General features: G+C 69.9%; 19 protein-coding genes. 8 read left to right on the forward strand and 11 right to left on the reverse strand.

Features of this window, described 5'->3' with window-relative positions:
* Nucleotides 1–58 precede the first annotated feature (58 nt).
* The gene (locus tag AXZ95_RS19440; RefSeq protein ID WP_018191111.1) at nucleotides 59–745 is read right to left on the reverse strand and encodes an exonuclease domain-containing protein; all 687 of its coding nucleotides are present in this window, start codon (nucleotides 743–745) and stop codon (nucleotides 59–61) included.
* Between the two features lie 125 nt (nucleotides 746–870).
* The gene (gene treS / locus AXZ95_RS19445) at nucleotides 871–2,580 is read right to left on the reverse strand and encodes a maltose alpha-D-glucosyltransferase (protein WP_018191110.1); all 1,710 of its coding nucleotides are present in this window, start codon (nucleotides 2,578–2,580) and stop codon (nucleotides 871–873) included.
* A gap of 166 nt (nucleotides 2,581–2,746) precedes the next feature.
* On the opposite strand from treS, the gene AXZ95_RS19450 reads away from it, so the two are divergent.
* Both AXZ95_RS19450 and AXZ95_RS19455 read left to right on the forward strand, forming a co-directional pair.
* Nucleotides 2,747–3,682, forward strand: a complete 936-nt coding sequence (locus AXZ95_RS19450; protein WP_018191109.1) for an alpha/beta fold hydrolase — start codon at nucleotides 2,747–2,749, stop codon at nucleotides 3,680–3,682.
* Complete coding sequence (locus AXZ95_RS19455; RefSeq protein WP_018191108.1) at nucleotides 3,679–4,752, forward strand: glycosyltransferase family 1 protein; 1,074 nt, start codon at nucleotides 3,679–3,681, stop codon at nucleotides 4,750–4,752. The genes AXZ95_RS19450 and AXZ95_RS19455 overlap by 4 nt, the downstream gene beginning before the upstream one ends.
* An 85-nt stretch (nucleotides 4,753–4,837) precedes the next feature.
* Here the strand turns inward: AXZ95_RS19455 and AXZ95_RS19460 are convergent, their stop codons facing one another.
* A complete protein-coding gene (locus tag AXZ95_RS19460; RefSeq protein ID WP_018191107.1) occupies nucleotides 4,838–5,437 on the reverse strand; it encodes a histidine phosphatase family protein in 600 nt (199 codons plus the stop codon).
* 38 nt (nucleotides 5,438–5,475) lie between these two features.
* Complete coding sequence (locus tag AXZ95_RS19465; protein ID WP_018191106.1) at nucleotides 5,476–6,321, reverse strand: Sir2 family NAD-dependent protein deacetylase; 846 nt, start codon at nucleotides 6,319–6,321, stop codon at nucleotides 5,476–5,478.
* 77 nt (nucleotides 6,322–6,398) lie between these two features.
* Between AXZ95_RS19465 and AXZ95_RS19470 the strand changes: the two genes are divergently transcribed.
* Nucleotides 6,399–7,223, forward strand: a complete 825-nt coding sequence (locus AXZ95_RS19470; RefSeq protein ID WP_018191105.1) for an RNA methyltransferase — start codon at nucleotides 6,399–6,401, stop codon at nucleotides 7,221–7,223.
* A 19-nt stretch (nucleotides 7,224–7,242) separates the two neighbouring features.
* Entirely contained in the window at nucleotides 7,243–8,499 is a 1,257-nt protein-coding gene (locus AXZ95_RS19475) for a D-alanyl-D-alanine carboxypeptidase (protein WP_231371292.1), read from the forward strand.
* A gap of 97 nt (nucleotides 8,500–8,596) precedes the next feature.
* Here the strand turns inward: AXZ95_RS19475 and AXZ95_RS19480 are convergent, their stop codons facing one another.
* Nucleotides 8,597–9,385, reverse strand: a complete 789-nt coding sequence (locus tag AXZ95_RS19480; RefSeq protein WP_018191103.1) for an SGNH/GDSL hydrolase family protein — start codon at nucleotides 9,383–9,385, stop codon at nucleotides 8,597–8,599.
* Nucleotides 9,386–9,515: 130 nt separating this feature from the next.
* Here AXZ95_RS19480 and AXZ95_RS19485 point away from each other — a divergent pair, with 130 nt between their 5' ends.
* The 3 genes from AXZ95_RS19485 to AXZ95_RS19495 are packed head-to-tail and all read left to right on the forward strand — an operon-like array spanning nucleotide 9,516 to nucleotide 13,043.
* Nucleotides 9,516–11,288, forward strand: coding sequence for a DEAD/DEAH box helicase (locus tag AXZ95_RS19485; RefSeq protein ID WP_018191102.1), 1,773 nt, complete (start codon nucleotides 9,516–9,518; stop codon nucleotides 11,286–11,288).
* Between the two features lie 51 nt (nucleotides 11,289–11,339).
* Nucleotides 11,340–12,179 (forward strand): VIT family protein, encoded by an 840-nt coding sequence (locus tag AXZ95_RS19490; RefSeq protein ID WP_018191101.1) that lies wholly within the window; start codon nucleotides 11,340–11,342, stop codon nucleotides 12,177–12,179.
* Nucleotides 12,180–12,209: 30 nt separating this feature from the next.
* On the forward strand, nucleotides 12,210–13,043 hold the full coding sequence (locus AXZ95_RS19495) for an AMP nucleosidase (protein ID WP_018191100.1): 834 nt from the start codon (nucleotides 12,210–12,212) through the stop codon (nucleotides 13,041–13,043).
* 26 nt (nucleotides 13,044–13,069) lie between these two features.
* Here the strand turns inward: AXZ95_RS19495 and AXZ95_RS19500 are convergent, their stop codons facing one another.
* From AXZ95_RS19500 to AXZ95_RS19510, 3 genes are read right to left on the reverse strand one after another with little or no spacing between them, the layout of a single operon-like run.
* Nucleotides 13,070–16,462, reverse strand: coding sequence for an error-prone DNA polymerase (locus tag AXZ95_RS19500; RefSeq protein ID WP_018191099.1), 3,393 nt, complete (start codon nucleotides 16,460–16,462; stop codon nucleotides 13,070–13,072).
* A gap of 15 nt (nucleotides 16,463–16,477) precedes the next feature.
* Entirely contained in the window at nucleotides 16,478–18,163 is a 1,686-nt protein-coding gene (locus AXZ95_RS19505) for a DNA polymerase Y family protein (RefSeq protein WP_018191098.1), read from the reverse strand.
* Nucleotides 18,164–18,856, reverse strand: coding sequence for a hypothetical protein (locus AXZ95_RS19510; protein ID WP_018191097.1), 693 nt, complete (start codon nucleotides 18,854–18,856; stop codon nucleotides 18,164–18,166).
* 122 nt (nucleotides 18,857–18,978) lie between these two features.
* Between AXZ95_RS19510 and AXZ95_RS19515 the strand changes: the two genes are divergently transcribed.
* The gene (locus AXZ95_RS19515) at nucleotides 18,979–19,410 is read left to right on the forward strand and encodes an NUDIX domain-containing protein (protein WP_018191096.1); all 432 of its coding nucleotides are present in this window, start codon (nucleotides 18,979–18,981) and stop codon (nucleotides 19,408–19,410) included.
* A gap of 21 nt (nucleotides 19,411–19,431) precedes the next feature.
* Here AXZ95_RS19515 and AXZ95_RS19520 read toward each other — a convergent pair whose 3' ends face one another.
* The 3 genes from AXZ95_RS19520 to AXZ95_RS19530 all read right to left on the reverse strand — a co-directional run bounded on the left by AXZ95_RS19520 (nucleotide 19,432) and on the right by AXZ95_RS19530 (nucleotide 26,754).
* Complete coding sequence (locus AXZ95_RS19520) at nucleotides 19,432–20,274, reverse strand: DUF3097 domain-containing protein (protein ID WP_018191095.1); 843 nt, start codon at nucleotides 20,272–20,274, stop codon at nucleotides 19,432–19,434.
* 54 nt (nucleotides 20,275–20,328) lie between these two features.
* On the reverse strand, nucleotides 20,329–20,619 hold the full coding sequence (locus AXZ95_RS19525) for a DUF6504 family protein (RefSeq protein ID WP_018191094.1): 291 nt from the start codon (nucleotides 20,617–20,619) through the stop codon (nucleotides 20,329–20,331).
* 99 nt (nucleotides 20,620–20,718) lie between these two features.
* Nucleotides 20,719–26,754: a DUF11 domain-containing protein gene (locus AXZ95_RS19530; protein ID WP_166645328.1), complete on the reverse strand. Its 6,036-nt coding sequence runs from the start codon at nucleotides 26,752–26,754 to the stop codon at nucleotides 20,719–20,721.
* Between the last annotated feature and the right edge of the window lie 17 nt (nucleotides 26,755–26,771).

Genomic DNA, 26,771 nt, shown 5'->3' on the forward strand with positions numbered 1-26,771 from the left:
AGCGGGCCAGCGCCCGGAGCAGTAGCCCCCGCATGCGGGGGCGGGGTGCGAGACCCGGTCAGCGAATGGGCCAGGCGCCCGATGTCGTGAACTCCGGGTCGCGCTCGCGCCGCATGTACTCCTGGAAGTCGGCGGCCTGCTCGCGGCACCAGTCGACCTGGCGGCGGTGCAGTTCGGCGGCCTCCAGCGCCAGAGCTTCTGCGTGGATGCGCGCGAGCGCCTGCGCGACCCGGCCGGCTGCGATGGCGTCGGCTCCCGCGTCATGTGCGGCGAGGAGGTCGACGCCGTAGTGGGTGGCGGTGACCGTGAGCGTGCGCTTGCCACGGCGGTACTTGTCCACCGCCTTGTCGATCACGAGCGGGTCGATGATCGGGCCGGGGGAGACGAGCGGCGCGACGCCGTGGCGGCGGGCCTCGCGGTCGAGGAGCGTGAAGTCGTACGGTGCGTTGTAGGCCACGACGGGGATGCCGCGATCGAACAGGCTGCGCAGCTGGGCGACGATCGCGGCGACCGCTCTGGCCGCATCCATCCCGTGCTCGCGGGCGCGCTCGGTGGTGATGCCGTGCACCGCGGTCGCCTCGGAGGGGATCTCGACCTGCGGGTCGATCAGCCAGTCACGGCGGTGCAGCACCTCACCGGTCTCGTCGAGGAGGCCGACGTGGGCGGTGACGATCCGGGCCGATTCGACGTCGATTCCGGTGGTCTCGAGGTCGAACACCCCGAGTCGCTGGTGCCACGTGCTCATGTCCTCACGCTAAGCCGACCCACCGTCATCCCCCGGGAACGGCACGCCGAGGTGCACGTAGTTGCGCGTGACACGCCGGGGGAGGGCACCGCAATGTGCACCTCGGCGAACCGGGGAACCGCGGCTCAGTCGCGGCGCGGCTCCATGTGCAGCCAGTAGAAGTTCTGCGTGCCCAGGGTGAGCGTGAAGCGGCCGTCGTCGGCGACGGTCGGGAACTCGGCGCCGCCGAACAGGTCGTACAGCGTGCGGCCGGCGAACTCCGGCGCCTCCAGCGTGACCGACACGGGATTGTGCGCGAACGAGAACACGCACAGCACGTCCTCCGGCTGGTCGCCGAAATGCGTGCCGCTGCCCGCATACGAGCGCACGAACGCCAGGACGGACTCGTGGTCGGTCGGCAGCACGCGGATGTCGCCCAGCCCGAACACGGGATGGGCCTTCCGCACGTGGATGACGTTGCGGATCCAGTGCAGCAGCGACCGCGACTGCGCGAGCTGCGCCTCCACGTTCACCTGGTTGTAGTGGAACACCAGAGACTGCACGACGGGCAGGTAGAGCTTGCCGGGGTCGGCGCTGGAGAAGCCGGCGTTGCGGTCCGGCGTCCACTGCATCGGGGTGCGGGAGCTGTCGCGGTCGGGCAGCCAGATGTTGTCGCCCATCCCGATCTCGTCGCCGTAGTACAGGAACGGGCTGCCGGGAAGTGAGAAGAGCAGGGCGTGGGCGAGCTCCAGCTCGGCACGGGAGTTGTCGAGCAGCGGGGCGAGGCGGCGCCGGATGCCGATGTTGGCGCGCATGCGCGGGTCGTAGGCGTACCAGCCGTACATCGCCTGCCGGTACTCCTCGCTCACCATCTCGAGCGTCAGCTCGTCGTGGTTGCGGAGGAACACGCCCCAGGCGGCGCCGTCCGGTACGTCCGTGGTCTCGGAGAGCACCCGCACGAGCTCGCTCGCCTGCTGCGACCGGAGCGCGTAGAAGATGCGCGGCATCACCGGGAAGTCGAAGGCCATGTGGCACTCCGGCTCCTCCTCGCTGCCGAAGAACGCCGCGACCTCGCGCGGCCACTGGTTGGCCTCGGCGATCATGATGCGGCCGGGGTACTCGCGGTCCACCCACTCGCGCAGCTTGATGATGAACTCGTGGGTCTTCGGCTCGCCCTCGCCGTTGCCCTCGTCGGACTCGTAGAGGTACGGGATGGCGTCGAGCCGGAAGCCGTCGACGCCCAGGTCGAGCCAGAACCGGACGACGTCGTACATGGCCTCGTGCACGGCCGGGTTCTCGAAGTTGAGGTCCGGCTGGTGCGAGAAGAAGCGGTGGAAGTAGAACTGGCGCCGTGCCTCGTCGAAGGCCCAGTTGGAGTCCTCGGTGTCGACGAAGATGATGCGGATGTCCGGCCACTTGTCGTCCGTGTCGTTCCACACGTAGAAGTCGCCGTACGGCCCCTCCGGGTCGGAACGCGACTGCTGGAACCACTCGTGCTGATCGGAGGTGTGGTTGATCGGCAGGTCGATGATGATGCGCATGTTGCGCTCGTGCGCCTTCGTGACGAGCTCGCGGAACTCGTCGATCGTCCCGAACTCCGGGAGGATCGACGTGAAGTCGGAGACGTCGTAGCCGCCATCGCGCAGGGGCGACCGGAAGAACGGCGGGAGCCAGAGCGCGTCGATGCCGAGCCACTGCAGGTAGTCGAGCTTGGAGGTGAGGCCGGCGATGTCGCCGGAACCGTCGCCGTTGCTGTCGACGAACGAGCGGACCATGACCTCGTAGAAGACCGACCGGCGGTACCACTGGGGATCGAGGGCGAGCCCGGGCAGCGTGATGGGCGCGGTGAAACTCACGGTTCTCCTTCAGCGGGGTGGATCGGGGGTGGTGCCGGGAGCGGGATGAAGCGGGGTGGTGCGCGGCGGCCGCCGGGGGAGCGGCATCCGGTGCAAGCGATTACATCCAGAGAAGTCTAGGGTGTGCGGGCGGTGCCCTGTCCAGTCCTGCCTAGACTGGGGAGCGATGACTGTCTCCTCACCCTACGCCGCCGCCCTGGGGCGGGTGCCCGTGCGCGAAGAGGCGGTCGCTGTCCTCGGCTCGACCACCCGGTACTGGGACTACGGCGAGCGGGATGCGACGACCACCCTGGTGCTCGTGCACGGCTTCCGCGGCGACCACCACGGCCTAGAGCCGGTGGTCGCCCAGCTCGACGGCATCCGCATGATCTCGCCGGACCTCCCGGGTTTCGGCGCATCGACGCCGATGACCGAGGCGGCGCACGACATCGTCGGCTACGGCCGCTGGCTGCGCGCGTTCGTCGATGGGCTCGGGCTGGCCGGCCGGGTGGTGCTGCTCGGGCACTCGTTCGGGTCGATCGTGGTGGCCGGCGCGCTGGCGGAGGCGGACGGCGGGGGCGGCGCGCACAGCGCGGCCGAGCGGCCGGCCGGCGTCGTTCTCGTCAACCCGATCGGCCAGCCCGCGCTGGAGGGTCCGCGTGGCGTGTTCACCCGGCTCGCGATCTTCTACTACTGGCTCGCAGCGGTGCTCCCGGAGCGGCTCGGCTTCGCACTGCTGCGCAACCGGGTGATCGTGCGCGTGATGAGCATGGCCATGGCGAAGACGAAGGAGCCGGCGCTGCGCCGCTGGATCCACGACCAGCATGACCGCTACTTCTCGGCGTTCAGCGATCGGCAGGTCGTGCTGGAGGCGTTCCGTGCCTCGGTGTCGCACGACGTCAGCGAGTACGCGGGACGCATCCCGGAGCGCACGCTGCTCGTCGCCGCCGAGAAGGACGACATCACGCCCATCGCGGCCGAGTACCGCCTGCAGACGCTGTTCCCGGATGCGGAGCTCGTCGTCATCCCGGATGTCGGCCACCTCATCCACTACGAGACGCCGGCGGCGGCGGCCCGTGCCATCCAGCGCTTCGTCGCGGAGCTGCCGGGGGAGCGCGCGTGAGGATCCTGTTCGACTGCCGCTATACGCGGATCGGCCGGCACGACGGCATCAGCCGCTACACGGCCGGCCTCGTCACCGCCCTCGCGAAGCGGCACCCGGTGACGATGCTGATCAGCGACCACCGCCAGCTCGACTTACTGCCCGACCTGCCGTGGGAGCTCATTCCGTCGCCCACGTCGATGGGCGAGCCGTGGGTGGCGCGGACGGTCAACCGCCTCAAGCCCGACGTCGTGTTCACGCCCATGCAGACGATGGGCGGCTTCGGGCGGAAGTACCGGCTCGTGCTGACCGTCCACGACCTCATCTACTACCGCCACCCGACGCCGCCGCGCGACCTGCCGGCGTTCGTGCGGGGGCTGTGGCGGCTGTACCACCTGGCGTGGTGGCCGCAGCGCCTGCTGCTCAACCGCTCCGACGCGGTCGTGACCGTGTCGGAGACGACGAAGGGGCTCATCGCCGAGCACCGCCTGACCAAGCGGCCGGTGCACGTCGTGCCCAATGCGGCCGACATGCCCGAGCTCGCACCCGGACGGGCCGAGCGCACCGCGGCGGAGAGCAAGAGCCTCGTCTACATGGGCTCGTTCATGCCGTACAAGAACGTGGACACACTGGTGCGTGCGGCCGCGCTGCTGCCGGAGTACACGCTCCACCTGATGAGCCGGGTATCGGATGCCGAGCGCCAGCGTCTGACGGAACTCGCGCCGGGTGCGCGCATCGTCTTCCACGACGGCGCCAGCGACGAGGAGTACGCGGAGACGCTTGCCGCGGCGACCGCCCTGGTGACGGCGTCGCACGACGAAGGGTTCGGCATCCCCCTGGTGGAGTCGATGACACTCGGCACGCCGGTGGTCGTCAGCGACATCCCGATCTTCCGGGAGATCGGCGGGGAGGCTGCACTGTATTTCAACGCGGATGCGCCGGAGCAGGTGGCGGCGAAGGTCAGGCACCTGGAGGAGGACGGCGTGTGGGCTGCCCGGTCGGCGGCCGCGCGCGCTCAGGCCGCGCGGTACACCTGGGACGGCTCGGCGGAGCGGCTGCTCACCGTGCTCGAGGGCGTCGCGTCGGGCTGACGACCATCTGTGGGTCGCGACTCGCCGTTATCGGCGGGCCGTAACGGCGTGTTGCGACCCCTGGATGCGGCGGAGTGGCGTTCCGTCACATCACGGAGGCGGTGAACAGGTCGCGGTCCTCCGGGCCGAGGTTGAATCGGTCCAGCGTGAGGTCGCCGTCGTCGTAGCGGAAGCGGTGGACGGACCCGTTCGGGATCAGCTCGCCCGGCCCCGGCAGCGCGTGGTCGGTGACGTGGCGTACCAGCGACGAGATGACGCCGCCGTGGCTGACGACGATGACGTTCTCACCGGGATGCCGCTCGCCGAGGTCACGCAGCGCGGGAAGGGCGCGCGCGACGACCTCGTCGCGGGTCTCGCGACCGGGCACGGGCATCCCGTCGGGCCAGCGGGCCAGGATCTGCTCGCCGGTCAGCCCCTCGGCCTCGCCGTACTGCCGCTCGGCGACCGCCGGAAGGCGCTCCGGCTCGCCCAGCCCGACATGACCGGCGATGATCCGCGCGGTGTCGAGAGCGCGTGACAGCGGGCTGGCGTAGATCGCGTCGAACCGTCCGCCCGCGAGCGCGCGTCCAGTCGCCTCCGCCTGGTCGCGGCCGGTCGCATTGAGCGGGATGTCGCTGGAGCCTTGGATGCGTTTCGCGAGGTTCCAGTCGGTCTGGCCGTGCCGCACCAGCGAGATGAAGGTCACACGCGTCCTTTCGTCACCGGGACGCGTGGGCGGTCGGGTCAGGCCAACCGCTCGGCCAACTCGACCAGTGTCTCCGTCGTCCCACCGTCCAGCTTAATGGTCGCGCGACCGTCGCCCTTGGTCGCGCCCCGGTTGACGATGACGATGGGGAGCCGGCGCCGCCGGGCCTCCTCGAGGAGGCGGATGCCGGAGTTGACCACCAGCGACGAACCGGCGATCACGAGGGCGTCGGCCGAACGGACCAGCGCGCTGGCCTCGCGGTACTTCTCGGCGGGCACGAACTCGCCGAAGAAGACCACATCCGGCTTCAGATGGCCGCCGCAGACGGTGCAGTCCGGGACGACGAAGGCGTCGATGTCGGTGACGATGGCGTCGCCGTCCGGGGCGATCTCGACGGCGCCCTCGGTGTCGAGCCACGGGTTCGCGGCGTCGATGCGAGCGGTGATCGCCTCGCGGGCGAAGATCTGGCCGCAGACGAGGCAGAGGACGCGGTCCATGGCGCCGTGGAGGTCGACGACCTTGCGCGACCCGGCCTGCTTGTGCAGCCCGTCCACGTTCTGGGTGATGACGCCGTTGGCGGCGCCCGCGGCCTCCAGCGCCGCCAGAGCACGGTGGCCGTCGTTGGGATGCGCTGCCGCGAACCGGCGGTAGCCCAGGTGGCTGCCGGCCCAGTAGCGCTTGCGGAAGCGGTCGTCGGAGAGGAACTGCTGGAACGTCATCGGGGTGCGCTTCGGAGCGCCCTCGCCGCGGTAGTCCGGGATGCCGGAGTCGGTGGACACGCCAGCGCCGGTCAGAACGGCGAAGCGGCGGCCGGAGAGCAACTCGACGGTCTGGTCGATCCCGCGGGCGAGTTCCGGCGGGAGCTCGGTCGTCAGCGTGGTCACAGGCACCTCCAGATCCTCTCTGAGTCTAAACACCCCAGTTTTCCGATTTGTTTCGTGCGGCTGGCAGTGTTGACGTCATGCTCCTGCACCGCATCGACGACCTGGAGGCCGAAGGCCTCGCCGACTACTCGCGCCTGACCGACGTGGCGCTGCGGCGGGTGACCGAACCGGCGGGCGGGCTGTACATCGCCGAGTCGACGAAGGTGATCACGCGCGCCCTGGCCGCCGGGCACCGACCGCGTTCCGTGCTGCTGCAGGAGCAGTGGCTCCCGGACATCGAGCCGCTCCTGGAGCCGTATCCCGACGTCCCGGTGTTCGTCGGCGACGCGGCCGTGCTCGAGCGGCTCACCGGGTACCACCTGCACCGGGGCGCGCTGGCGGCTATGCACCGCCCCGAGTTGCCCGATCCGGCCGAGCTGCTGCGGGATGCGCGGCGCGTGGTCGTGCTGGAGGACATCGTCGACCACACCAACGTCGGGGCGATCTTCCGCGCGGTCGCGGGCCTCGGCGCGGACGCCGTGCTCGTCACGCCGCGGTGCGCCGACCCGCTCTACCGGCGCAGCGTCCGCGTCTCCATGGGCACCGTGCTCCAGGTGCCGTGGACTCGACTGCCGGAGTGGGATGAGGCGGTGCCGTTGCTCCACGACGCAGGGTTCGACATCGCCGCGCTCGCGCTCTCCGACGAGGCCGTGACGCTCGACGCGTACGCGGCCGACCCGCCGGAGCGCGTGGCCATGGTGTTCGGAGCGGAGGGCGACGGGCTCAGCAGGCGGGCGCTGATTGCGGCGGACACGGTGGTCACCATCCCGATGCTGCATGGCGTCGACTCGCTCAACGTGGCCTCCGCGTCCGCTGTCGCGTTGTGGGCGCTCCGCGCGCGTTCTCAGCCGTCGCAGGGATAGCCGCCGCTAAAATCCGAGGGTGCCCCAGCAAGTTCTCGTCGATCCGCCGCGCCGTGTCTCCCGGAAGGTGTACCGCCGGCGCCGCATCGTGGTCTTCGGGACGCTGATCGCCATCCTCGTCGCTTTCGTCTATGTGGTGGGGTCGCTGGTTGCGCCGGTCCCGGCGACCGCAGCGGTCACGGCGCACGGCAAGCAGCTCGTGCAGCCGGCCGTGCAGCTGGCCTGGCCGGGATATGGCTCGGCCGCGATCGTCGCGCCCGACTATCCAGGAGCGTCGGCGTCGCACGGGAGCGACGCCAGTGTGCCGATCGCGAGCATCACGAAGACGATCACAGCGCTCGTCGTGCTGGAGAAGAAGCCGCTGAACGGCAACGATCAGGGGCCGGACATCTCGTTCACGCAGCGGGATGTGGACATCTGGAACGACGTCGTCGCGGCGGGCGGATCGTGGGCGCCGGTGGTCGCGGGCACGTCCATGACCGAGAAGCAGGCGCTGGAGGCGATGCTCCTGCCGTCGGCGAACAACTACGCGATCTCGCTGGCGAACTGGGCGTACGGGTCGACGAGCGCCTACGTGTCGGCCGCCAACGACTGGCTGGCGAAGAACGGCTTCACCGGCACGAAGGTCACAACGCCGGACGGCCTCGACCCGGGGAACGTGAGCACGACGAAGGACCTGATCGGCATCGGGAAGCTGGTACTCGCGTCGCCCGCGCTGTCGTCGATCGTTTCGCAGAAGAACGCCACCCTCCCCGGCGCCGGGTCGCAGGACAACACCAACACGCTGCTCGGGTTCGAGGGCATGGACGGCATCAAGACCGGGAACACCGACGAGGCGGGCAACTGCCTGCTGTTCTCGGCGGAGCTGCCGGTCGGGTCGACGAAGGTGCGGGTGCTCGGCGTGGTGCTGGGTGCGCCGACCCACGACGATCTGTGGGCGGGGGTTCAGGCGCTGATGACCAGCATGAAGAGCGGGTTCCACCAGGTGACGCCGGTCGAGAAGGGTCAGGTGTTCGGCACCTACACGACCGCGTGGGGGGCGTCGTCGAAGCTCATCGCGACCGAGACGAAGTCGTTCCTGGTGTGGTCGGATACGCCGATCACCGTGGATCTGCAGACGCGACCGCTGTCGTCCGGGTTCAAGGGCGACATCCTCGGTCAGGGGACGTTCACGCTCAACGGGACGACCGCGACGGTGCCGTTGGCACTCGCGCGGGACGTGCCCGACCCGGGATTCGGGTGGCGGCTGGCGCATCCGGGCGGACTCGGGACGTAGCGTCGCGCGTCTGTGGGACGCGACTCGCCGTTATGGGGTGGCCGTAACGGCGTGTTGCGACCCACCGAGGTGGTCTTTGCTGGCGCTGGTGGTCGCGCTAGTCGCGGCTGAGGAGGAACGGGCCGGCCTGCGGTCGCTTCGGGGTGACGTGGTCTCCGGAGGACTGGTGGCGGATGCGGCGGATCACCCACGGCACGAGGTATTCGCGAGCCCAGGAGAGGTCCTCGGCGCGGGCGCGACGCCAGGTGCGCGGAGGGAGCGGCTCGGGCTGAAGCGGCTGCAGGTCGTTCTCGACGTTGAGCGCCGCGAGGACCATCCGTGCGACGGTGTGGTGGCCGAGGGGTGCGAGGTGCAACCGGTCGGGAGCCCACATCCGCTGGTCCTGGATCTCGGTCAGCGACCACTGGTCCGCGACGATGCAGTCGTAGCGGGCGGCGATCGCGCGCACGTTCTCGTTGTAGATCGCGACCTTGCCGCGAATGCCGCGGAAGACCGGCGAGAAGCCGACGTCGACGCCGGTGAACACGACGATCGTCGCGCCGTCGACGCTGAGCCGCGAGACGGCCTCGTCGAACAGCAGCGCGATCTGATCGGGATCTGTGCCGGGGCGGATCACGTCGTTGCCGCCCGCCGAGATGGTGATGAGGTCGGGGCGGAGGGCGACCGCCGCATCCACCTGCTCGTCCAGGATCTGGCGGATCAGCTTGCCGCGCACAGCGAGGTTCGCGTACGCGAAGTCGTCTGTCTGCTGGCTGAGGACCTCGGCGACACGGTCGGCCCAGCCGCGGTGGCCTCCCGGGCTGCCGGGCTCCGGATCGCCGATGCCTTCGGTGAACGAGTCTCCGAGGGCGACGTAGCGGGACCAGGGATGCCGTGCTTCTGCCATTGCTCCATTCTGCATCGGACTCCGCTGTCGGCGGGCTCCGGTAGATTTGATCCAAGTGGAGACGTCAGCAACACCCGAGCCGGAAGAGGCCCCCGGTGACCCCGAACTCAGTGGTCTCGAGCGTCCCGGCGTGCACGCGGGAAGCTTCGCGGCCGAGCATCTCTCGCCGTCCTTCCCGGAGCGCGCGGCCTGGGGGACCGCGGGCAAGCTGCGTGCCTGGCAGGCGGAGGCGCTCGACGCGTACTTCGTCCACGAACCCCGCGACTTCCTCGCGGCGGCGACGCCGGGCGCCGGTAAGACGACGTTCGCGCTGAGGCTCGCGACCGAGCTGCTGTCTCGGCGTGTCGTCGAGCGTGTGACCGTCGTCGCGCCGACCGAGCACCTCAAGCGCCAGTGGGCCGAGGCCGCCGCTCGCGTCGGCTTGCACCTCGATCCGGATTTCAAGAACTCCGACGGGCGCTACGCGCGGCACTATCGCGGTGCGGCGGTAACTTACGCGCAGGTGGCCATGCGTCCGAGCCTGCACAAGGACATCACCGAGGCGTACAAGACGTTGGTGATCCTGGACGAGGTGCATCACGGCGGCGACGCGCTCAGTTGGGGTGACGGCATCCGGGACGCCTTCGAGCGCGCGACCCGACGGCTGTCGTTGACGGGTACGCCGTTCCGCTCCGACACGGCGCCGATCCCGTTCGTGACGTACCTGCCGGACAGGCAGGGCATCCGCACCTCGGTCACGGACTACAACTACGGCTACGGCCGTGCGCTCGAGGACGGCGTCGTCCGTCCCGTGATCTTCATGGTCTACGCCGGCCACATGCGGTGGCGGACCAAGACCGGCGACGAGATGGAGGCACGTCTCGGCGAGGGCAACACGAAGGACATCACGTCGCAGGCGTGGCGGACGGCCCTCGATCCTCGCGGCGAGTGGATTCCCGCTGTGCTGGCCGCCGCCGACCGCCGCCTCACCGAGGTGCGCAACTCGATCCCCGACGCCGGCGGCCTGGTGATCGCGACGGATCACTACGCCGCCCGCGCCTACGCGGATCTGCTGCACCAGATCAGTGGAGAGCCGGCCACGGTCGTGCTGTCGGACGAGAAGGAGGCGAGCGACCGGATCGCGGAGTTCTCGCAGGGCGACTCGCGGTGGATGGTCGCGGTGCGGATGGTGTCGGAGGGCGTGGACGTGCCGCGGCTGTCCGTCGGCGTGTACGCGACCAGCGCATCCACACCGCTGTTCTTCGCCCAGGCGATCGGCCGTTTCGTCCGTGCGCGTCGCCGCGGCGAGACGGCGTCGGTGTTCCTGCCGAACGTGCCGACGCTGATGGCGCTGGCGAACGCGATGGAGCTGGAGCGCGATCACGCGCTCGACCGCGTCGAGGAGAACGCCGAGGGCGACCTGTGGAACCCCGAGGACGCGATGATGGCCGAGGCGAACCGCGAGGAGCGCGCGTCGGAGGCGCTGACGGAGGAGTTCGCGTTCGAGGCGCTGGGGTCGGAGGCGAACTTCGACCGTGTGCTGTACGACGGGAAGGAGTTCGGCAGCTTCGCGGTCCCCGGAACGGACGAGGAGCTGGACTTCATCGGCCTGCCGGGGATCTTGGAGCCGGAGCAGGTGCACGAGCTGCTGCTGCAGCGGCAGCAGCGGCAGGCGCGCCGGCACTCCTCCCGGCCGGCGACGGCGGAAGGGCACCCCCCTGCTCCGCTGCACCGCACGCTGAAGGAGCAGCGCCAGTTGCTGAACAGTCTGGTGGGGTTGTATTCGAAGAACTCGGGGGAGCCGCACGGCCTCATCCACGCCGAGCTTCGCCGGGTGTGCGGGGGCCCGGCGGTGGCGCAGGCCAGCGTGACGCAGCTGCAGGCGCGCATCGACTTCCTGCGCAAGCGGCTCGGCAGTCATTAGGGTCGCCGAACCTTGCTGGCGGGCGATCGGCGTGATTCTTAGGCTGGGCGCATGGGCGACACTGGATCGGATGACCTGACAGCGAGTGGGGCGGCGGATCGCGCTGCGGCGGATCGCGCAGCGGCGGATCGCGCGGCGGCGGATCGCGCGGCCGCGGACCGCGCGCCGGCTGACGAGGCGGCGGGCGGGCCGCACCCGGACGAACCGCACCGCGGTGGCTTGGCGCAGCGCCTGAACTGGCTGCGCGCCGGCGTGCTCGGGGCGAACGACGGCATCGTCTCGGTTGCCGCCGTCGTGGTCGGCGTCGCGGGGGCGACGGCCTCTGTTGCGGCGATCGTGACGGCTGGGCTGGCGGCACTCGTGGGTGGGGCGATCTCGATGGCTCTGGGCGAATACGTCTCGGTGAGCAGCCAGCGTGACAGCGAACGATCGCTGATCGCGAAGGAGCGCCGCGAACTTGCGGAGATGCCGGAGGAGGAACTGGACGAGCTGACGGGTCTGTACGAGCAGCGGGGCCTGACGCCGGCCACGGCCCGGAAGGTCGCCGTGGAGCTCACCGCGCATGACGCCCTCGCCGCGCACCTGTCGGCGGAGCTCGGAATCGACCAGGACGACGTCGTCAGCCCGTGGCATGCCGCGCTCGCATCGGCCGTCGCGTTCACGTGCGGCGCCGTGCTCCCGATGCTGACCATCCTGCTTCCCGCTGCGTTCCGCATCCCGGTCACGTTCGTCGCGGTGCTCGTCGCCCTCGCCGTCACCGGCTACGTCGCGGCGTGGATCGGGGGCAGCTCGCGGGGTCGTGCCATGGTACGAGTGGTGGTGGGCGGCGCGTTGGCGCTGGCTGCGACGTTCATCGTCGGGTCTCTGCTCGGCACCACCGTCGCCGGCTGACCGGCGGCGGACGAGAAAGGGAGACTCAGGATGGTGGATGCGCAGGACCGCGAGGCCGCGGTGAATGTGATGCCCAGCGAGGGCGGCATGAAGGACAAGGAGGCCATCGTCCGCGACTGGCTCCCGCGCTACACCGGCACTCCGTTGGAGGAGTTCGGCGAGTACATCCTGCTGACCAACTTCGGCGACTACGTGCAGCGCTTCGCCGATTGGTACGGCGCCGAGGTGCGCGGGCTGGATCGCTCGATGCCGAACGCTACGGCGGACGGGATCACGATGGTCGACTTCGGTATGGGCAGCCCGAACGCGGCGACGATCATGGACCTGCTGACCGCTGTGTGTCCGAAAGCCGCCCTGTTTCTGGGCAAGTGCGGCGGGGTGAAGCGCAAGAACAAGCTCGGCGATCTCGTGCTTCCGATCGCGGCGATCCGCGGCGAGGGCACGTCGAACGACTACCTGCCTCCCGAGGTGCCAGCGCTCCCGGCGTTCCAGCTGCAGCGCGCCGTGTCGTCCACCATCCGCGACTTCCAGCAGGACTACTGGACAGGCACCGTCTTCACGACGAACCGCCGAGTCTGGGAGCACGACGACACCTTCAAGGAGTACCTGAAGCGGACGCGGTGCATGGCCGTCGACATGGAGACGGCGACGGTGTTCGCGGCGGGTTTCGCCAACCGCATCCCGAGCGGGGCGCTGCTGCTCATCTCGGATCAGCCGATGACGCCGGAGGGCGTGAAGACGGTGGAGAGCGATCTCGGAGTGACGCGCGATTTCGTCGAGCGTCACATCCGGATCGGTGTGGAGGCGCTCCGTCTGGTGCGCAGGAACGGTCGCAGTGTGCGGCACCTGCGGTTCGAGGAGTGACGGGACGCGCTGCGGCCTGAGGCGGCTCATCGGAAGTCCCTCGAGACGGTTCGGATGCCGGTGTCGAGTGCTTCGAGCCGGTCGGCGAGCACATTGACGACGCCTTCCTCGCTGCGCTCCAGGATGCCGCGGACGATCATCGCCGGTGCCTGGCGGGCGACCCGGCGATAGCGGTTCCAGACCCCGACCGGGCAGATGACGTTCACCATCCCGGTCTCGTCCTCGATGTTGAGGAACGTGACTCCCGCCGCCGTCGCCGGACGCTGCCGATGCGTCACCACGCCGCCCACCTCGATGCGCCGGCCGGATTCGCCCGCGGCGAGCGTGTCGGCCGGGCGGACGCCGCGGGCGGCGAGCGCCGGGCGCAGGAAGCGGATGGGATGGTCGTCGGTCGAGATACCGGTCGCCCACAGGTCGCTGGCGAGCTGTTCGGCGGGGGAGAGCATCGGCAGCAGGGGCGGCTGCACGGTGATCGCCGTGCCGGCGAGGTACTCCGGTCGCTCCTGAGCGGCGTTGCCGGCCTCCCAGATCGCCTGCCGCCTGCTCAGGTCGAAACCGTCGAACGCGCCGGCGGCGGCGAGCGCCTCCAGCTGACCGGTGTTGAGTCCGGTGCGCCGGGCGAGGTCGCCGAGGTCGCGGTAGGGGCCGTACGCTTCGCGCTCGGCGACGATGCGCTCCGCGACCTTCTCGCCGATCGAGGTGACCGCCGCGAGGCCGAGGCGTACCGCGTGACCGGCGTCGCGGCGGTGCGCGGCGAAGTCGAGCGGGACCGCCGGATCGAAGGGGTCGATCGGCGGCTGATCGGTCTGCAGGCACGGATCGGATCCGGTCGGCCCGCGCTGGGCGTCCGGATCGTCGAGCGGCTCGAGGAGCGGGAAGACGCCGGAGCGCTGGATGTCGGGGCGGTGCACGATCACGCCGTGCCGGCGTGCGTCGGCGGTGAGGGTGCGCGGTGAGTAGAAGCCCATGGGCTGGGCGCGCAGCAGTCCGGCGAGGAACGCGCCCGGGTAGTGCAGCTTCATCCACGAACTGACGTAGACGAGCAGCGCGAAGCTGATCGCGTGGCTCTCCGCGAAGCCGAAGTTGGCGAACGCCTCGATCTTCTCGTAGATGGCGTCGGCGTCGGCTCCGGTGATGCCGTTGTTCGCCATCCCGTCGTACAGCTTCGCTTTGAGCGCTTCGATCTTCTCCACCCCGCGCTTGGAGCCCATGGCCCGGCGCAGCAGGTCGGCGTCCTCCGCCGTGCAGTCGCCGACCGCGACCGCCATCTGCATCAGCTGCTCCTGGAACAGTGGGACACCCATCGTGCGCTCCAGCACCGGCACGAGCGAGGGGTGCAGGTAGGTGACCGGCTCCTTGCCGAGCTTCCGGCGGATGTACGGATGCACCGCCCCGCCTTGGATGGGACCGGGGCGGATGAGCGCGATCTCGATCACGAGGTCGTAGAAGCTGCGGGGCTGAAGTCGCGGCAGGGTGCCGATCTGGGCGCGGCTCTCCACCTGGAAGACGCCGATCGAGTCGGCACGGCAGAGCATGTCGTAGACGCCCTGCTCCTCCTTCGGGATGCTGTCGAGCGTCCACTTCTCGCCGAGCGACGCCTCGATGGTGCGCATCGAGTAGTCGAGCGCCGACAGCATCCCGAGGCCGAGGAGGTCGAACTTGACCAGCCCCATCCATGCGCAGTCGTCTTTGTCCCACTGCAGCACGGTGCGGCCCTCCATGCGGGCGTGCTCGATCGGGCACACCTCGCCGACGGGCCGGTCGGTGAGGACCATCCCGCCCGAATGGATGCCGAGGTGCCGCGGGAACTTGAGCACCTGTTGCGCGAGACCCACCACGTCGTCCGGGATGTCGTGGTCGTCGCTGGTCTGGACGGTGCCCCACGAGTCGATCTGCTTGCTCCAGGCGTCCTGCTGGCCGGTGGAGTAGCCGAGTGCCTTCGCCATGTCGCGCACGGCGTTCTTGGGGCGGTAGGTGATCACGTTGGCGACCTGCGCCGCGTTGTGCCTGCCGTACTTGGCGTAGACGTACTGGATGACCTCCTCCCGGCGATCGGAGTCGAAGTCGACGTCGATGTCGGGCTCCTCCTCGCGCATGCTGGAGAGGAACCGCTCGAACGGCAGGTCGTACTTGATCGAGTCGACGGCGGTGATCCCGAGCAGGTAGACGACCGCCGAGTTCGCCGCGGATCCGCGACCCTGGCAGAGGATGCCGCGGCTGCGGGCGAACCGGACGATGTCGTGGACGATGAGGAAGTAGCCGGGGAAGTCCTTCGCCTCGATCACATCCAGCTCGCGTTCGATGCGCTCGCGTTTCGCCGGGTTGCTGTCGAGGTCGGGATACCGTTCGGCGGCGCCCTGCCAGGTGAGCTCGCGCAGCCAGCTCATCGGCGTGTGGCCCTCAGGGACGTCCTGTTTCGGCAGCCGGGGGCGTGCGCTGCGGAGACGGAAGGAGAGGTCGTCGGCGATCTCGACGGTCCGTTCGACGGCGCCGGGGTAGCGCGCGAACCGGCGGGCCATCTCGGCGCCGCTGCGCAGGTGGGCCGCTCCAGCGGCGGGCAGCCAGCCGTCGAGTTCGTCGAGGCTGCGGCGGGCGCGCACGGCGGCGACGGCGGTCGCCAGGGGGTATTGCGCCGGGCTCGCATAGTGGACGTTGTTGGTCGCAACGGTCGGCAGCCCGAGCCGGCCGGCGATACGGGTGAGGATGTCGTTGTCGGTCGAGTCGCGCGGGGCGCCCTGATCGATCAGCTCGACGAGCACGTTGTCGTGCCCGAACAGGTCGGCGAGCCGCGCGACCTCCCGCTCCGCTGCACGTTCGCCGTGCTCGGCGAGGGCCAGCCGGACGTCGCCCTTCCGGCATCCGGTCAGCACCATCCATTCGCCGCCCGACTGCTCGGCGAGCTCGTCGAGCCGGTACACCGGCCGCCCCTTCTCTTCTCCGGCGAGCTGCCCCGCGGTGATCGCGGCGGCGAGCCGATGGTAGCCGCCCTGCCGGCGGCCGAGCACGACCAGGTGGCTGCCCTCTGGATCGGGTTCGCCGTTCTGCGGCTTGGTGAGCGACAGCGACAGCTCGGCGCCGAAGACGGTCTTCACCCGGTCGTACGCCTCTGCCGCTTCGGCCAGGTGCACGACCCCGTACATGCCGTCATGGTCGGTGAGGGCGAGCGCGTGCAGGTTCAGCCGGGTGGCCTCTTCGAGCAGTTCCTCCGGGGAGGACGCGCCGTCGAGGAAGCTGAAGTTGCTGTGCGCGTGGAGCTCGGCGTACGGGACCGCGTCCTCGGGCGTCTCCGGGATCGCCTGCGGCACGTATTTCTGCCGCTTGCGCGACGACGGACGTTCGTCTGCCTGCTGTCCGGTGCGTCGTCCGGAGAGCCGCCGCTCGAACTCGGCCCACGGGATCGGCGGATTGTTCCACCCCATCAGACATCGCCTCGTTCAGTCATAGCGCGCCTCCGCGAACCAGCCGGAGCCGGCCAGTGCGAGCAGCCAGGCGGTGCCGTCGGCATCGACCAGCTGGAAGCGGTGCATCGCCCGGGAGAGGGTGGCGTCCCACCACCGCTCCCGCACGGGCCAGGGCCCGGCCCAGGAGTCGACCGGCCGGGCGTCCCGCGCCTGGCCGGTGGCGGAGAAGCGGGCGATCGGCGCGGTCACGTCTCCGCGATCGGTCACCTCGACCGGCGCGCCCTCTTCGGTGAGCACCGCGACGGGACGCGGGACCTCGAACACGGTCGACGGCGCAGGTGCCGGCAGCGATCCGGGCCACGGCTGGTCGGCGCGGGCCACCCCCACAGGCCGGTCGCCCCACGGCACCAGCACCTGCCGTTCACCGGGCGCGCGGCCACCGCCGATCGTGGCCGTGACCACCGCTTCGTGCCCGAGCATGCTCTGCACCCGGGTGAGGCCGTGGTGGATGCGCTCGTCGGCGCCGCCGCCCCACAGTCCGTCTTCGTGGTGGCCGATGTCGTCGACCGCCTCCGGCTCGAGCACCACCCGGGAGATCGGGGACGCCAGCCCGGAGTCGATCGCGCCGGAGCCCTGCAGCTGCCAGCGGACGCGGTCGACCACGTCGGGCGGAGAGAACAACCGGGGGTGGAGCCAGGTGCGCTCGCTGACCCGCCCGGACTCGTCGGTGACCTCCACCCGCAGTGATGTGCACACGAGCCCGGCCTTGGTGAGCCCGCCGATGAACTGCTCGGCCGTGCCGCGCACGGCGAAGGTCACCTGGTCGACACGGTCGAGGGGAGGTTCGAACTCGATGGAGCGGTCGAGCTGCTTCGGCGGAGTCCGCGGCACCACCGCCGTGGCGTCGAGTCCGCTGGCGAGGGTGTGCGCGAGCTCTCCCCGCTCGCCGAACCGCTCCCGCATGTCCACGCGCGAGAGCGCGGCGATGTCGCCGAGGGTATGCAGCCCCAACCGGCGCAGCAGCGGCGTGAGCTCGGCGAAGCCCAGGTGGGCGACCGGGAGCGGGGCCAGGAACCGCGGGGAGCCGCCGGACGGGATGATGCGCACACGACTGCGGCCCCAGAAGTGCGGGGCGGGGGGATCAGCAGCGCGACCGGCAGCGGCATCGGTCGACGCGCCGGCATCGGTCGACGTCGTCCCGGTGGGGGTGGCGCTGCTGAGAGGCCGGGCGGCTCCCGTCGAGCGCGCGGCCTGCTCGGCGGCGAAGGGACCGTCGGCGATCCCGACCCGGGCATCCGGCAGGCCCAGCCCTTCCAGGCAGCGCAGCAGCTCGGCGGCCGCTTGCTCCTCGCCGCCGTAGTAGCGCGCGGGTCCGCGCGCCCGGAGCACGCAGGTGCCGGGGCGGACCGGCTGTACGCCGGGGGTGATCTCCTCGATCGCGGCGAGCACCGGCTCGAACGCACGCGCATCGAGCACCGGATCGTACGGCAGCACGTTCAGCTGGGGGCAGCGCGCCTGCGCCTCGCGCATCCGCAGCCCGCGCTTCACCCCGTCGGCTCGTGCGGCTGGGGAGCAGGCGAACACGACGCCCTTCTCGACCAGGGCGAGCGGCTCGTCGGGTGGCAGGTCGAGCGCCTGCTGCGCAGCGATGACCGGCCAGTCGGGGCACCAGAGCACGATCGCCCGGGTGACGACGGCTTCGCGTGTTCCGTCCGTCATCTAGCTCACCGCCTCGAGCCGCGTGGGCCCGGAAGCGCGGAAGCTCTCGTCGACGGCCGGCAGCCACAGCTCGGCGGTGCGGCGTGGCCCCGTCCCGCCGCGGGGCGCCGACTCCACGGTGACGCGCCGGGACGACAGGTAGCCGTTCCCGGTGCCGAGGCCGTCCCACCCGCTGCGCGCGACGGTGAGCGTCGCTTCCACCTGTGGCCAGTCGCCGGCGACGATGAGAGTCGCTTCGCGCTGCCGCAGCCGGGCGGTGAGCCGGGCGACGTCGCCGTCTTTCGCGCGCGCGGGCGGCGCGACGACCACCACGCTGAGCACATCGACGACCGCCGCGGTCACGGTGAGCCAGTGGTCGCCGGGGTGGGGCACCAGCACGAGCCGTTCGAGGTCGATGCCGAACCGCCCGGCGGCTTCTGCCCCGAAGTCGGGCATCCCGATCACACCGCACCATGCCCCGGCCGCGCTCGGACCGGCCAGCATGGCCATCAGCAGTGTCGTGGAACCGCGGACCGAGTACGCCGCCCCTGCCTTGAGCGAACCTCCTGGCAGGAGGGGCGAGAGCGCTGGATGCGTCTGCAGGCTCCGGCTCTCGAGCTTGGTTGCCTGCATCTGCCGAATGCGGGTCTGCAGCTCGTGCACCTGCGCCCGGTCGGCGACCGGTTCATCGAGGTGTGGAGCTGCGAGGGACATGAGTCCATTTTCGAACGTATGTTCGAACAACGCAAATGGAATTTCGACGCTGTGGACAACCGCTCCGTGTGGAGAAGAACAGTACGCCACCCGACCGACAGTCGTCGGCGCACAATGGACGCGTGCGCCCGACCTATCCCGCCGCCGTGTACCTGTGCCTGTTCGACGGCGACCGCATCCTGCTGCAACGCCGCGCGGGGACGGGGTATCGGGACGGCGAGCTGTCGCTCCCCGCCGGACACATCGAGCCGGGGGAGTCGGCCACGGCCGCGCTGCTCCGTGAGGCGCGGGAGGAGATCGGCCTCGCGCTCGGTCCCGATCAGGTGCGGCTCGCCCTGGTCCAGCATGGTCGCGCGGACGGTGACGCCTACATCGACTTCTTCTTCGCTGCTGCACTCCCCGCGGGTGCGGTTCCCGTGATCGGGGAGCCGGAGAAGGCTTCCGAGCTGGTCTGGGCGCCGCTGCGCGCGCTCCCGGGCGATGTCATCCCGGTGATCCGGCATGGCATCGAGGCGCTCGAACGGGGCGAGTCGTACACCGAATACGGCTGGTGAGCGTCGCCAGCCAGGCCGCGTCTACCGCGTTTGGGGTTCGGTGACGAAGTCGATCAGCTGCTCGACCCGGCCGAGCAGCTCGGGCTCGAGATCGGTGTAGGAGCGGACCTGGCCGAGGATGCGCTTCCAGGCGCGTGCGATGTCGGCCTGCGTCTCATGGGGGAGGCCGAGGGCGGCGCAGATGCCGTGCTTCCAGGAGATCGAGCGGGGGATGCTCGGCCAGGCGTCGAGGCCGACCCGCTGCGGCTTCACCGCCTGCCAGATGTCGATGTAGGGGTGGCCGACGACGAGGACGTGCGCGCCGTACGGCCCGCGTGCCACCTGCTCGGCGATCCGGCTCTCTTTGGACCCGGGGACGAGGTGGTCGACGAGGACGCCGATGCGCCGTCCGCGGTCCGGCTGGAACTCGCGGACGATCGCGTCGAGGTCGTCGACGCCTTCGAGGTATTCGACGACGACGCCTTCGACGCGCAGGTCGTCGCCCCAGACCCGCTCGACCAGTTCGGCGTCGTGGCGACCCTCCACGAAGATGCGGCTGGCGCGGGCGACGCGTGCCTTCTGGTCGCCGACGGCGAACGATCCGGATGCGGTCCGCGTGGGGCCGGCCGGGGTGCGGGATGGGACGACCAGGCGTACCGGCTCTCCGTCGATGAGGAACGAGCCTGTCAGTGGGAAGACGCGCTTCTTGCCGAAGTAGTCCTCGAGTTCGACCGTCTGCGCCTCGAGTCGCGTGATCGCGCCGCAGAAGCCGGATGCTGCGTCCTCGAGGACGAGGTCTCGTACGGCTTCGACGGTGGGGACGGACTTCTTGCCGGCGCTTCTCCAGTCGCCGGCGAGCACATCGGTTCCGTAGCGGTCGTCCATCACCCGATGGAGGCTATGCGACGGGATGCGCGGCGCGGGTAAGCCACGCTGCGGTCAGTCGAAAACGCGGACCAGCCGCCACGATCGGGCGCTCGCGTCGTGCCGGACGTCGAAGACGTGGGCCTCGCCGTCTTCGCTGGTCCCCTGGAATCGCCAACCGCCGATCGACCGGGGGACGCTGCCGATGGGGTAGCGATGCTCGCCGAAGGGGCGCCACCAGGCGCAGACCTCCGCCCAGACGGTCGGGGTGTCGGACACCCGATATCGAGTGGATCTCCACACGAGCCGGATGGGGACGCCCTCGTCGGTCGTCCAGACGGCGACGGTCTCGTCGATCTCGGTCATGCTGCTCACCTCGTCTGTCGAACGTATGTTCGAACGAGAGTGTACCTCTACCTCGCGACATCGCACCTCCTGTCACCGTTCGTCGCCGACTCCGCATGCTCATCCGGACACCGCGGGGAGTGACTGTCGCGAGAGTGGAGTGTCGACCGAAGCGGGCGGAGTGGTGGTCCTCTCACCGGACGGAGGAGTACCCACCGCGACGGCGGTGTTCTGGACATGGCCCGCAGCGAGGTCGGCGTTCGTGAGTCGATATTCGGCCGTCGCCGTCACCGATTGCCCCGGTTCCAGCCGCCCGGCAACGCCGGGCCACGCGTATGTCAGCGACGACAGCCCGGCGAGAGGATCTGCGACCGACACTCCGTCGATCGTCACGTTGCCCGTATTGCTCACGACGAAGCGATACGTGACGGTGTCGCCGACCATCGCGGGGGACTGCACCCGGCCGGCATCGGCCGTCTTGATCAGCGTGAGCCGAGGATCGGCCGCCAGCGGCACTTCTGCCGACGCTTCGTCCGTGACGGCGACGCCCGAGGGCGGCGTTCCCACGGTCGACGCCGTGTTCGCGATGTGGCCGGAATCGATGTCCGCCTGGGTGAGCGGGTAGGTCGCGGTCGCGGTGACGCTCTCGTCGGGGGCGAGGACTCCCGGCGCTCCTGGCCACGAGTACGCGAGCTCGGACAGCCCGGCGAGCGGATCCGTGATGGTCACTCCGGTCAGGGTGACGTTTCCGTCGTTCTTCGATCGGAACGTGTAGGTGACCACATCACCGGGACGAGCAGGCGACTGCACGGCCGCCGCGTCGGCGGTCTTGACCAGCTCGATCGAGGGGAAGGGAGCCAGTGGCGTGTCGGTGCTCGCGGGCGGCGGCGTGACGACGATTCCGGACGGCGGCGTTCCCGTTGCCCGTGCCGTATTCGCCACGTGCCCCGCGTCGATGTCGGCCTGGGTCAACACGTAGGTGGCCGTGGCGATCACGGTCTCCCGTGGCGCCAGCGTTCCCGGCGCGCCGGGCCAGGCGTAGGTGAGCGGTGAGAGGCCGACCATCGGGTCGGCGACGCTCACTCCGGTCATCGTCACGTTCCCCGTGTTGGTCACCGTGAACGTGTACGTGATCGTGGTGCCGGCGCCGGTCGGAGTCTGTATCCCCATGGTGCCCGCGGACTTCACGACGGTCAGGGCGGGATCGGCGGGGAGAGGGATCGTGACGGTGGCCACGTCTGTCACGTCGTCTCCGGACGGCGGGGTCCCGGTCGTGGTCGCGGTGTTGACCAGCTCTTCGGCGTCGAGGTCCGCCTGCGTCAGACGATAGGTCGCCGTGGCCGTGACGGTCTCACCCGGCGCGAGCACTCCCGGTGAACCCGGCCACGTGTACGTGAGTGATGACAAGCCCGGCAGGGGGTCCTGGATGACCACGTTCGTCAGGGTGACGTTCCCGATGTTCTGAGACGCGAACGTGAAGGTGACCGTGTCGCCGCTCTCGGCCGGTGATTGGACGAGTGCGGTATCCGCCTTCTTCACGAGCCGGATGCCTGGCTCCGTGGTGAGCGGGATGTCGACGGAGGCTTGGTCGGTGACCTTGGTGCCGGTGGGCGGGGTTCCCTCGGTGCCTGCGGTGTTGGCCACATGCCCGGCGTCGATGTCCGCCTGCGTCAGCTGGTACGTCGCCGTGGCGGTGACCTTCTCCTTCGGAGCCAGCGTGCCCGGGGTACCCGGCCAGGTGTAGGTCAGGGCGGACAGGCCCGGCTTCGGGTCGGTGATCGCGACACCGGTGAGGGTGACGTTGCCGGTGTTCTCCGCCACGAAGGTGTACGTGACGGTGTCACCCGACCGGGGCGGCGACTGGACCGCGGCGACGTCGGCCGCCTTGACCAGGTCAATGCTCGGGACCGTCACCAGCGGCAGGTCCGCCGATGCCCCGTCGGTGACCTTCGTGCCGGTGGGCGGGGTGCCCTCGGTGCCTGCGGTGTTGGCCACATGCCCGGCGTCGATGTCCGCCTGCGTCAGCTGGTACGTGGCCGTGGCGGTGACCTTCTGCTTCGGGGCCAGGGTGCCCGGGGTACCCGGCCAGGTGTAGGTCAGAGCGGACAGGCCCGGCTTCGGGTCGGTGATGCTGACGCCGGTCAGTGTCACGTTGCCGGTGTTCTCCGACACGAAGGTGTACGTGACGGTGTCGCCTGACTGTGGCGGGGTCTGTACCGTCGACGGATCGGCGAGCTTCGTGAGATCGATGCTCGGCGCCGGCGGAAGGTCCACTGTGGCTGTTCCCTCATCGGTCACCGGGGTGCCCACGGGCGGCTTTCCGATCGTGGTGGCCGTGTTGACGACCGTCCCGGCGTCGATGTCGGCCTGGGTGAGCTGGTAGGTCGCTGTCGCGGTGACCTTCTGTCCCGGGGTCAGCGTGCCCGGGCTGCCCGGCCAGGAGTAGGTCAGTGCCGACAGACCTGGGAGGGGGTCGTCGATGGCGACATCGGTCAGCGTGACGTTCCCGGTGTTCTGGGACGCGAATGTGAACGTCACGGTGTCGCCGGCATGCGCCGGAGTGCTGACGGCGCTGGTGTCCGCCTTCTTCACGAGTTCGATCGCGGGGGCGACTCCGAGCGGGGTGTCGGTCGACGCGGGTGGGGTGGTCACTCTGGTTCCGGTCGGCGGGATGCCCGCGGAGGTCGCCGTGTTCGCCACATGCCCGGCGTCGATGTCCGCCTGAACGAGCTGGTACGTCGCGGTTGCAGTGACGAACTCCTTCGGCTGGAGGGTGCCGGGGGTTCCCGGCCAGTCGTAGACGAGCGCGGACAAGCCGATCAGGGGATCGGTGATCGTGACACCCGTCATCGTCACGTTCCCGGTGTTCCGGGCGACGAAGGAGAAGGTGACGGTATCGCCCACCTGAGCCTGGGACTGGATCGCGGTTGCGTCGGCGTCCTTCGTGAGCTCGAGCTTCGGCTCCGGCGGAAGTGTCACCGTCGCGGTCCCGTCGTCGGTCACCGGCGTTCCCGACGGCGGTGTGCCCGTGGTCCTCGCGGTATTGACCACTGTGCCTGCGTCCAGGTCCGCCTGAGTGAGGCGGTAGGTCGCCGTCGCGGTGACGTACTCGCGCGGAGCGAGTGTCCCCGGATTTCCCGGCCACGTGTACGTGAGCCCGGACAGGCCAGGAAGCGGGTCGACGATCGAGACGTCCGTCAAGGTCGTGGTGCCGTTGTTCGTCGCGACGAACGTGTAGCTGACGATGTCGCCGGCCGTAGTTGGGGAGGAGACCGCGCTCGTGTCTGCCGTCTTGACCAGCTCGATCGCGGAGGTGGAGACCAGCGGAGTGTCCGTCGACGCCGGTGGGGTGGTCACCGGCGTTCCTGTCGGAGGGGTGCCGGTCGCCGTGGCGGTGTTTCCCAGGTGCCCGGCGTCGATGTCGGCCTGAGCGAGTTGGTACGTCGCTGTCGCGGTGACGAACTCCTTCGGCTGCAGCGTGCCCGGCACTCCCGGCCAATCGTAGGTCAGCGAGGTCAGACCGGCCATCGGATCGGTGATCGAGACATCGGTCAAGGTGGTGTTGCCGCTGTTCCGGGCGACGAAGGCGAAGGTGACGGTGTCGCCGACCTGAGCCGGGGACTGGATCGCGGTCGCGTCGGCGTCCTTGGTGAGTTCGAGCTTCGGTTCCGGCGGAAGTGTCACCGTCGCGGTCCCGTCGTCGGTCACCGGGGTTCCGGTGGGCGGCGTTCCTGAGGTGGTGGCGGTGTTCACGACGGCGCCCGCGTTGAGGTCCGATTGGGTGAGGCGGTAGGTCGCCGTCGCGGTCACGACGTCCGATGGCGCCAGAATCCCGGGGACCCCAGGCCACGTGTAGGTGAGTGCGGACAGTCCGGGAAGCGGGTCGGCGATCCAGACGTTGGTCAGGGTGGTGGTGCCCGTGTTCTTGGCCACGAAGGTGTAGGTGACGACATCGCCGGCCGCCGCGGGCGAGCTGATCGCGGTGGTGTCGGCCTTCTTGTCCACTGAGATCGAGGGCGTGACCACCAGCGGCGAATCGGTGCCGGAGGGCGGCGGCGTGATCGGCGGTCCGGACGGAGGCGTGCCACGTGTCGTCGCGGTATTCGCCAGGTGTCCGCCGTCGAGGTCCGCCTGGGTCAGGCGGTACGTCGCGGTTCCATGGACTTCCTCCTTCGGGTGCAGGGTCCCCGGAGTCCCTCCGGACGGCCATGCATGTGTGATCGGAGACAGCCCCGGCAGTGGATCGGTGATGGCGACATCGGTGAGCGTCACGTTGCCGTCGTTCTTGGCTACGAAGTGGAAGGTGACGTTGTCTCCGACCTGAGCCGGGGTGGCGACGGTCGTGAGGTCGGCCGCTTTGACGATGCTCAACGCGGGAGCCGGCGGGAAGGTGATGTCGACGTCCGCAGGCGGAGAGGTCGTGTCCGGCCCGGTGGGCGGCGTACCGGTCGCGGTCGCCTCGTTGGACAGCCGACCGGAGTCGACGTCTGCCTGGGTCAGGACGTAACTGGCCGTGCACGTCATGACGTCATCCGGGTCCAGGCGTGGGGTCGGCGGGCAACTGACCGGTGACAGGGCGCCGGAGCCGGTGAATCGCGTCTCGTCCACCCGCGGGTTCGAGAGAGTGACGTTGCCGGTGTTGGTGACCACGAACGTGTAGGTGATGGTCGACCCGACCGAGAGGCGCGAACCGTCGGAGGGAGTCGCGGACTTCGCGACGCTGATCGACGGCGCGGAGCCCAAGGGGGTGTCGGTGTTCGCCGGCGGCGGCGTCACAGCCGGACCTGACGGGGGCGTTCCGACCGCCGTCGCCGTGTTGGCGAGGTGCCCGGCGTTGAGGTCGGCCAGGGTGAGGCGATAGGTCGCGGTCGCGACGACGGTCTCCTTCGGCTGCAGCGTTCCCGCAGTTCCCGGCCACGTGTACGTGAGGGCGGATAGACCGGGCATGGGGTCGGCGATGCTGACGTCGGTCAGGGTCACGTTGCCGATGTTCTGCGCAGCGAAGCGGAAGGTGACGAGGTCGCCGACCTTGGCGGGACGGGACAGGCCGTCGGTGAGAGTGACCTTCGTGAGGTCGAGTCCCGGGCCGGTTGTGAGCGGGACGTCGTTGAGCGCAGGTGGCGGAACCACCGCTGGACCTGTGGGCGGCGTTCCGGTGGTTGTCGCAGCATTGGCGACGTGACCGGTGTTGAGGTCTGCCTGGGTGAGCGTGTAGACGGCGGTGGCCGTGACCTTCTGGTCCGGGAGGAGCGTGCCGGGAGCTCCGGGCCAGGAATAGGTCAGTGGCGAAAGCCCGGGCAGCGGGTCGACGATGTCGACGTTCGTGAGCGTCACGTTGCCGGAGTTGTGCGCCGTGAAGTGGTACGTGATCTGGTCGCCGACACGGGAAGGGCTGTTGAGCCGATCACGATCGGCCGTCTTGACCAGGGTCATGTCGGGGTTGGCGACGAGTGGTGTGTCGGTCACGGAGGGAGGCGGCGTCACATCGGGCCCGGCCGGGGGAGTGCCGCGCGTGGTGGCCGTGTTGACGACGTGGCCGGTATCGATGTCGGCTTGCGTCAGCGTGTAGGTCGCCGTTGCCGTGACCGTTTCTCCGGGCAGCAGCGTGCCCGGAGTTCCCGGCCAGGTGTACGTCAGCGCGGACAGTCCCGGGAGCGTGTCGGTGATCGTCACACCGGTGAGGGTGACGTTGCCCTCGTTCTTCGCCGAGAACCGGTAGGTGACGGTGTCTCCCACCGTGGAGGCGGTGCCGGCCTGCAGGGGATCGGTCGTCTTGGTGGAGGTGAGTTTCGGGCCGGCGGTGAGTGGGACGGGGACGCTGGCGGGTGGTGTGGTGACGTTCTGGCCGGTGGGTGGTGTCCCGGTGGCGGTGGCCTGGTTGATGACCTGGCCGGTGTTGATGTCGGCCTGGGTGAGCTGGTAGGTCGCGGTCGCCGTCACGGTCTGGCCGGGGGTGAGGGTGCCGGGGGTGCCGGGCCAGGTGTAGCTGATCGCGGACAGGCCCGGGAGCTGGTCGGTGATGCTCACCCCGGTGAGGGTGACGTTGCCGGTATTGGTGGAGGTGAAGGTGTAGGTGATCGTGTCCCCGACCGTCGCCGGGTTCTTCACCGCGGACGCGTTCGCGGCCTTGATCAGGTTCAGGGTCGGGTTCGCCACCAGCGGGGTGTCGGTCG

It is taken from the genome of Leifsonia sp. 115AMFTsu3.1, from assembly GCF_004362795.1.
In the GTDB taxonomy this organism is placed as follows: Bacteria; Actinomycetota; Actinomycetes; order Actinomycetales; family Microbacteriaceae; genus Leifsonia.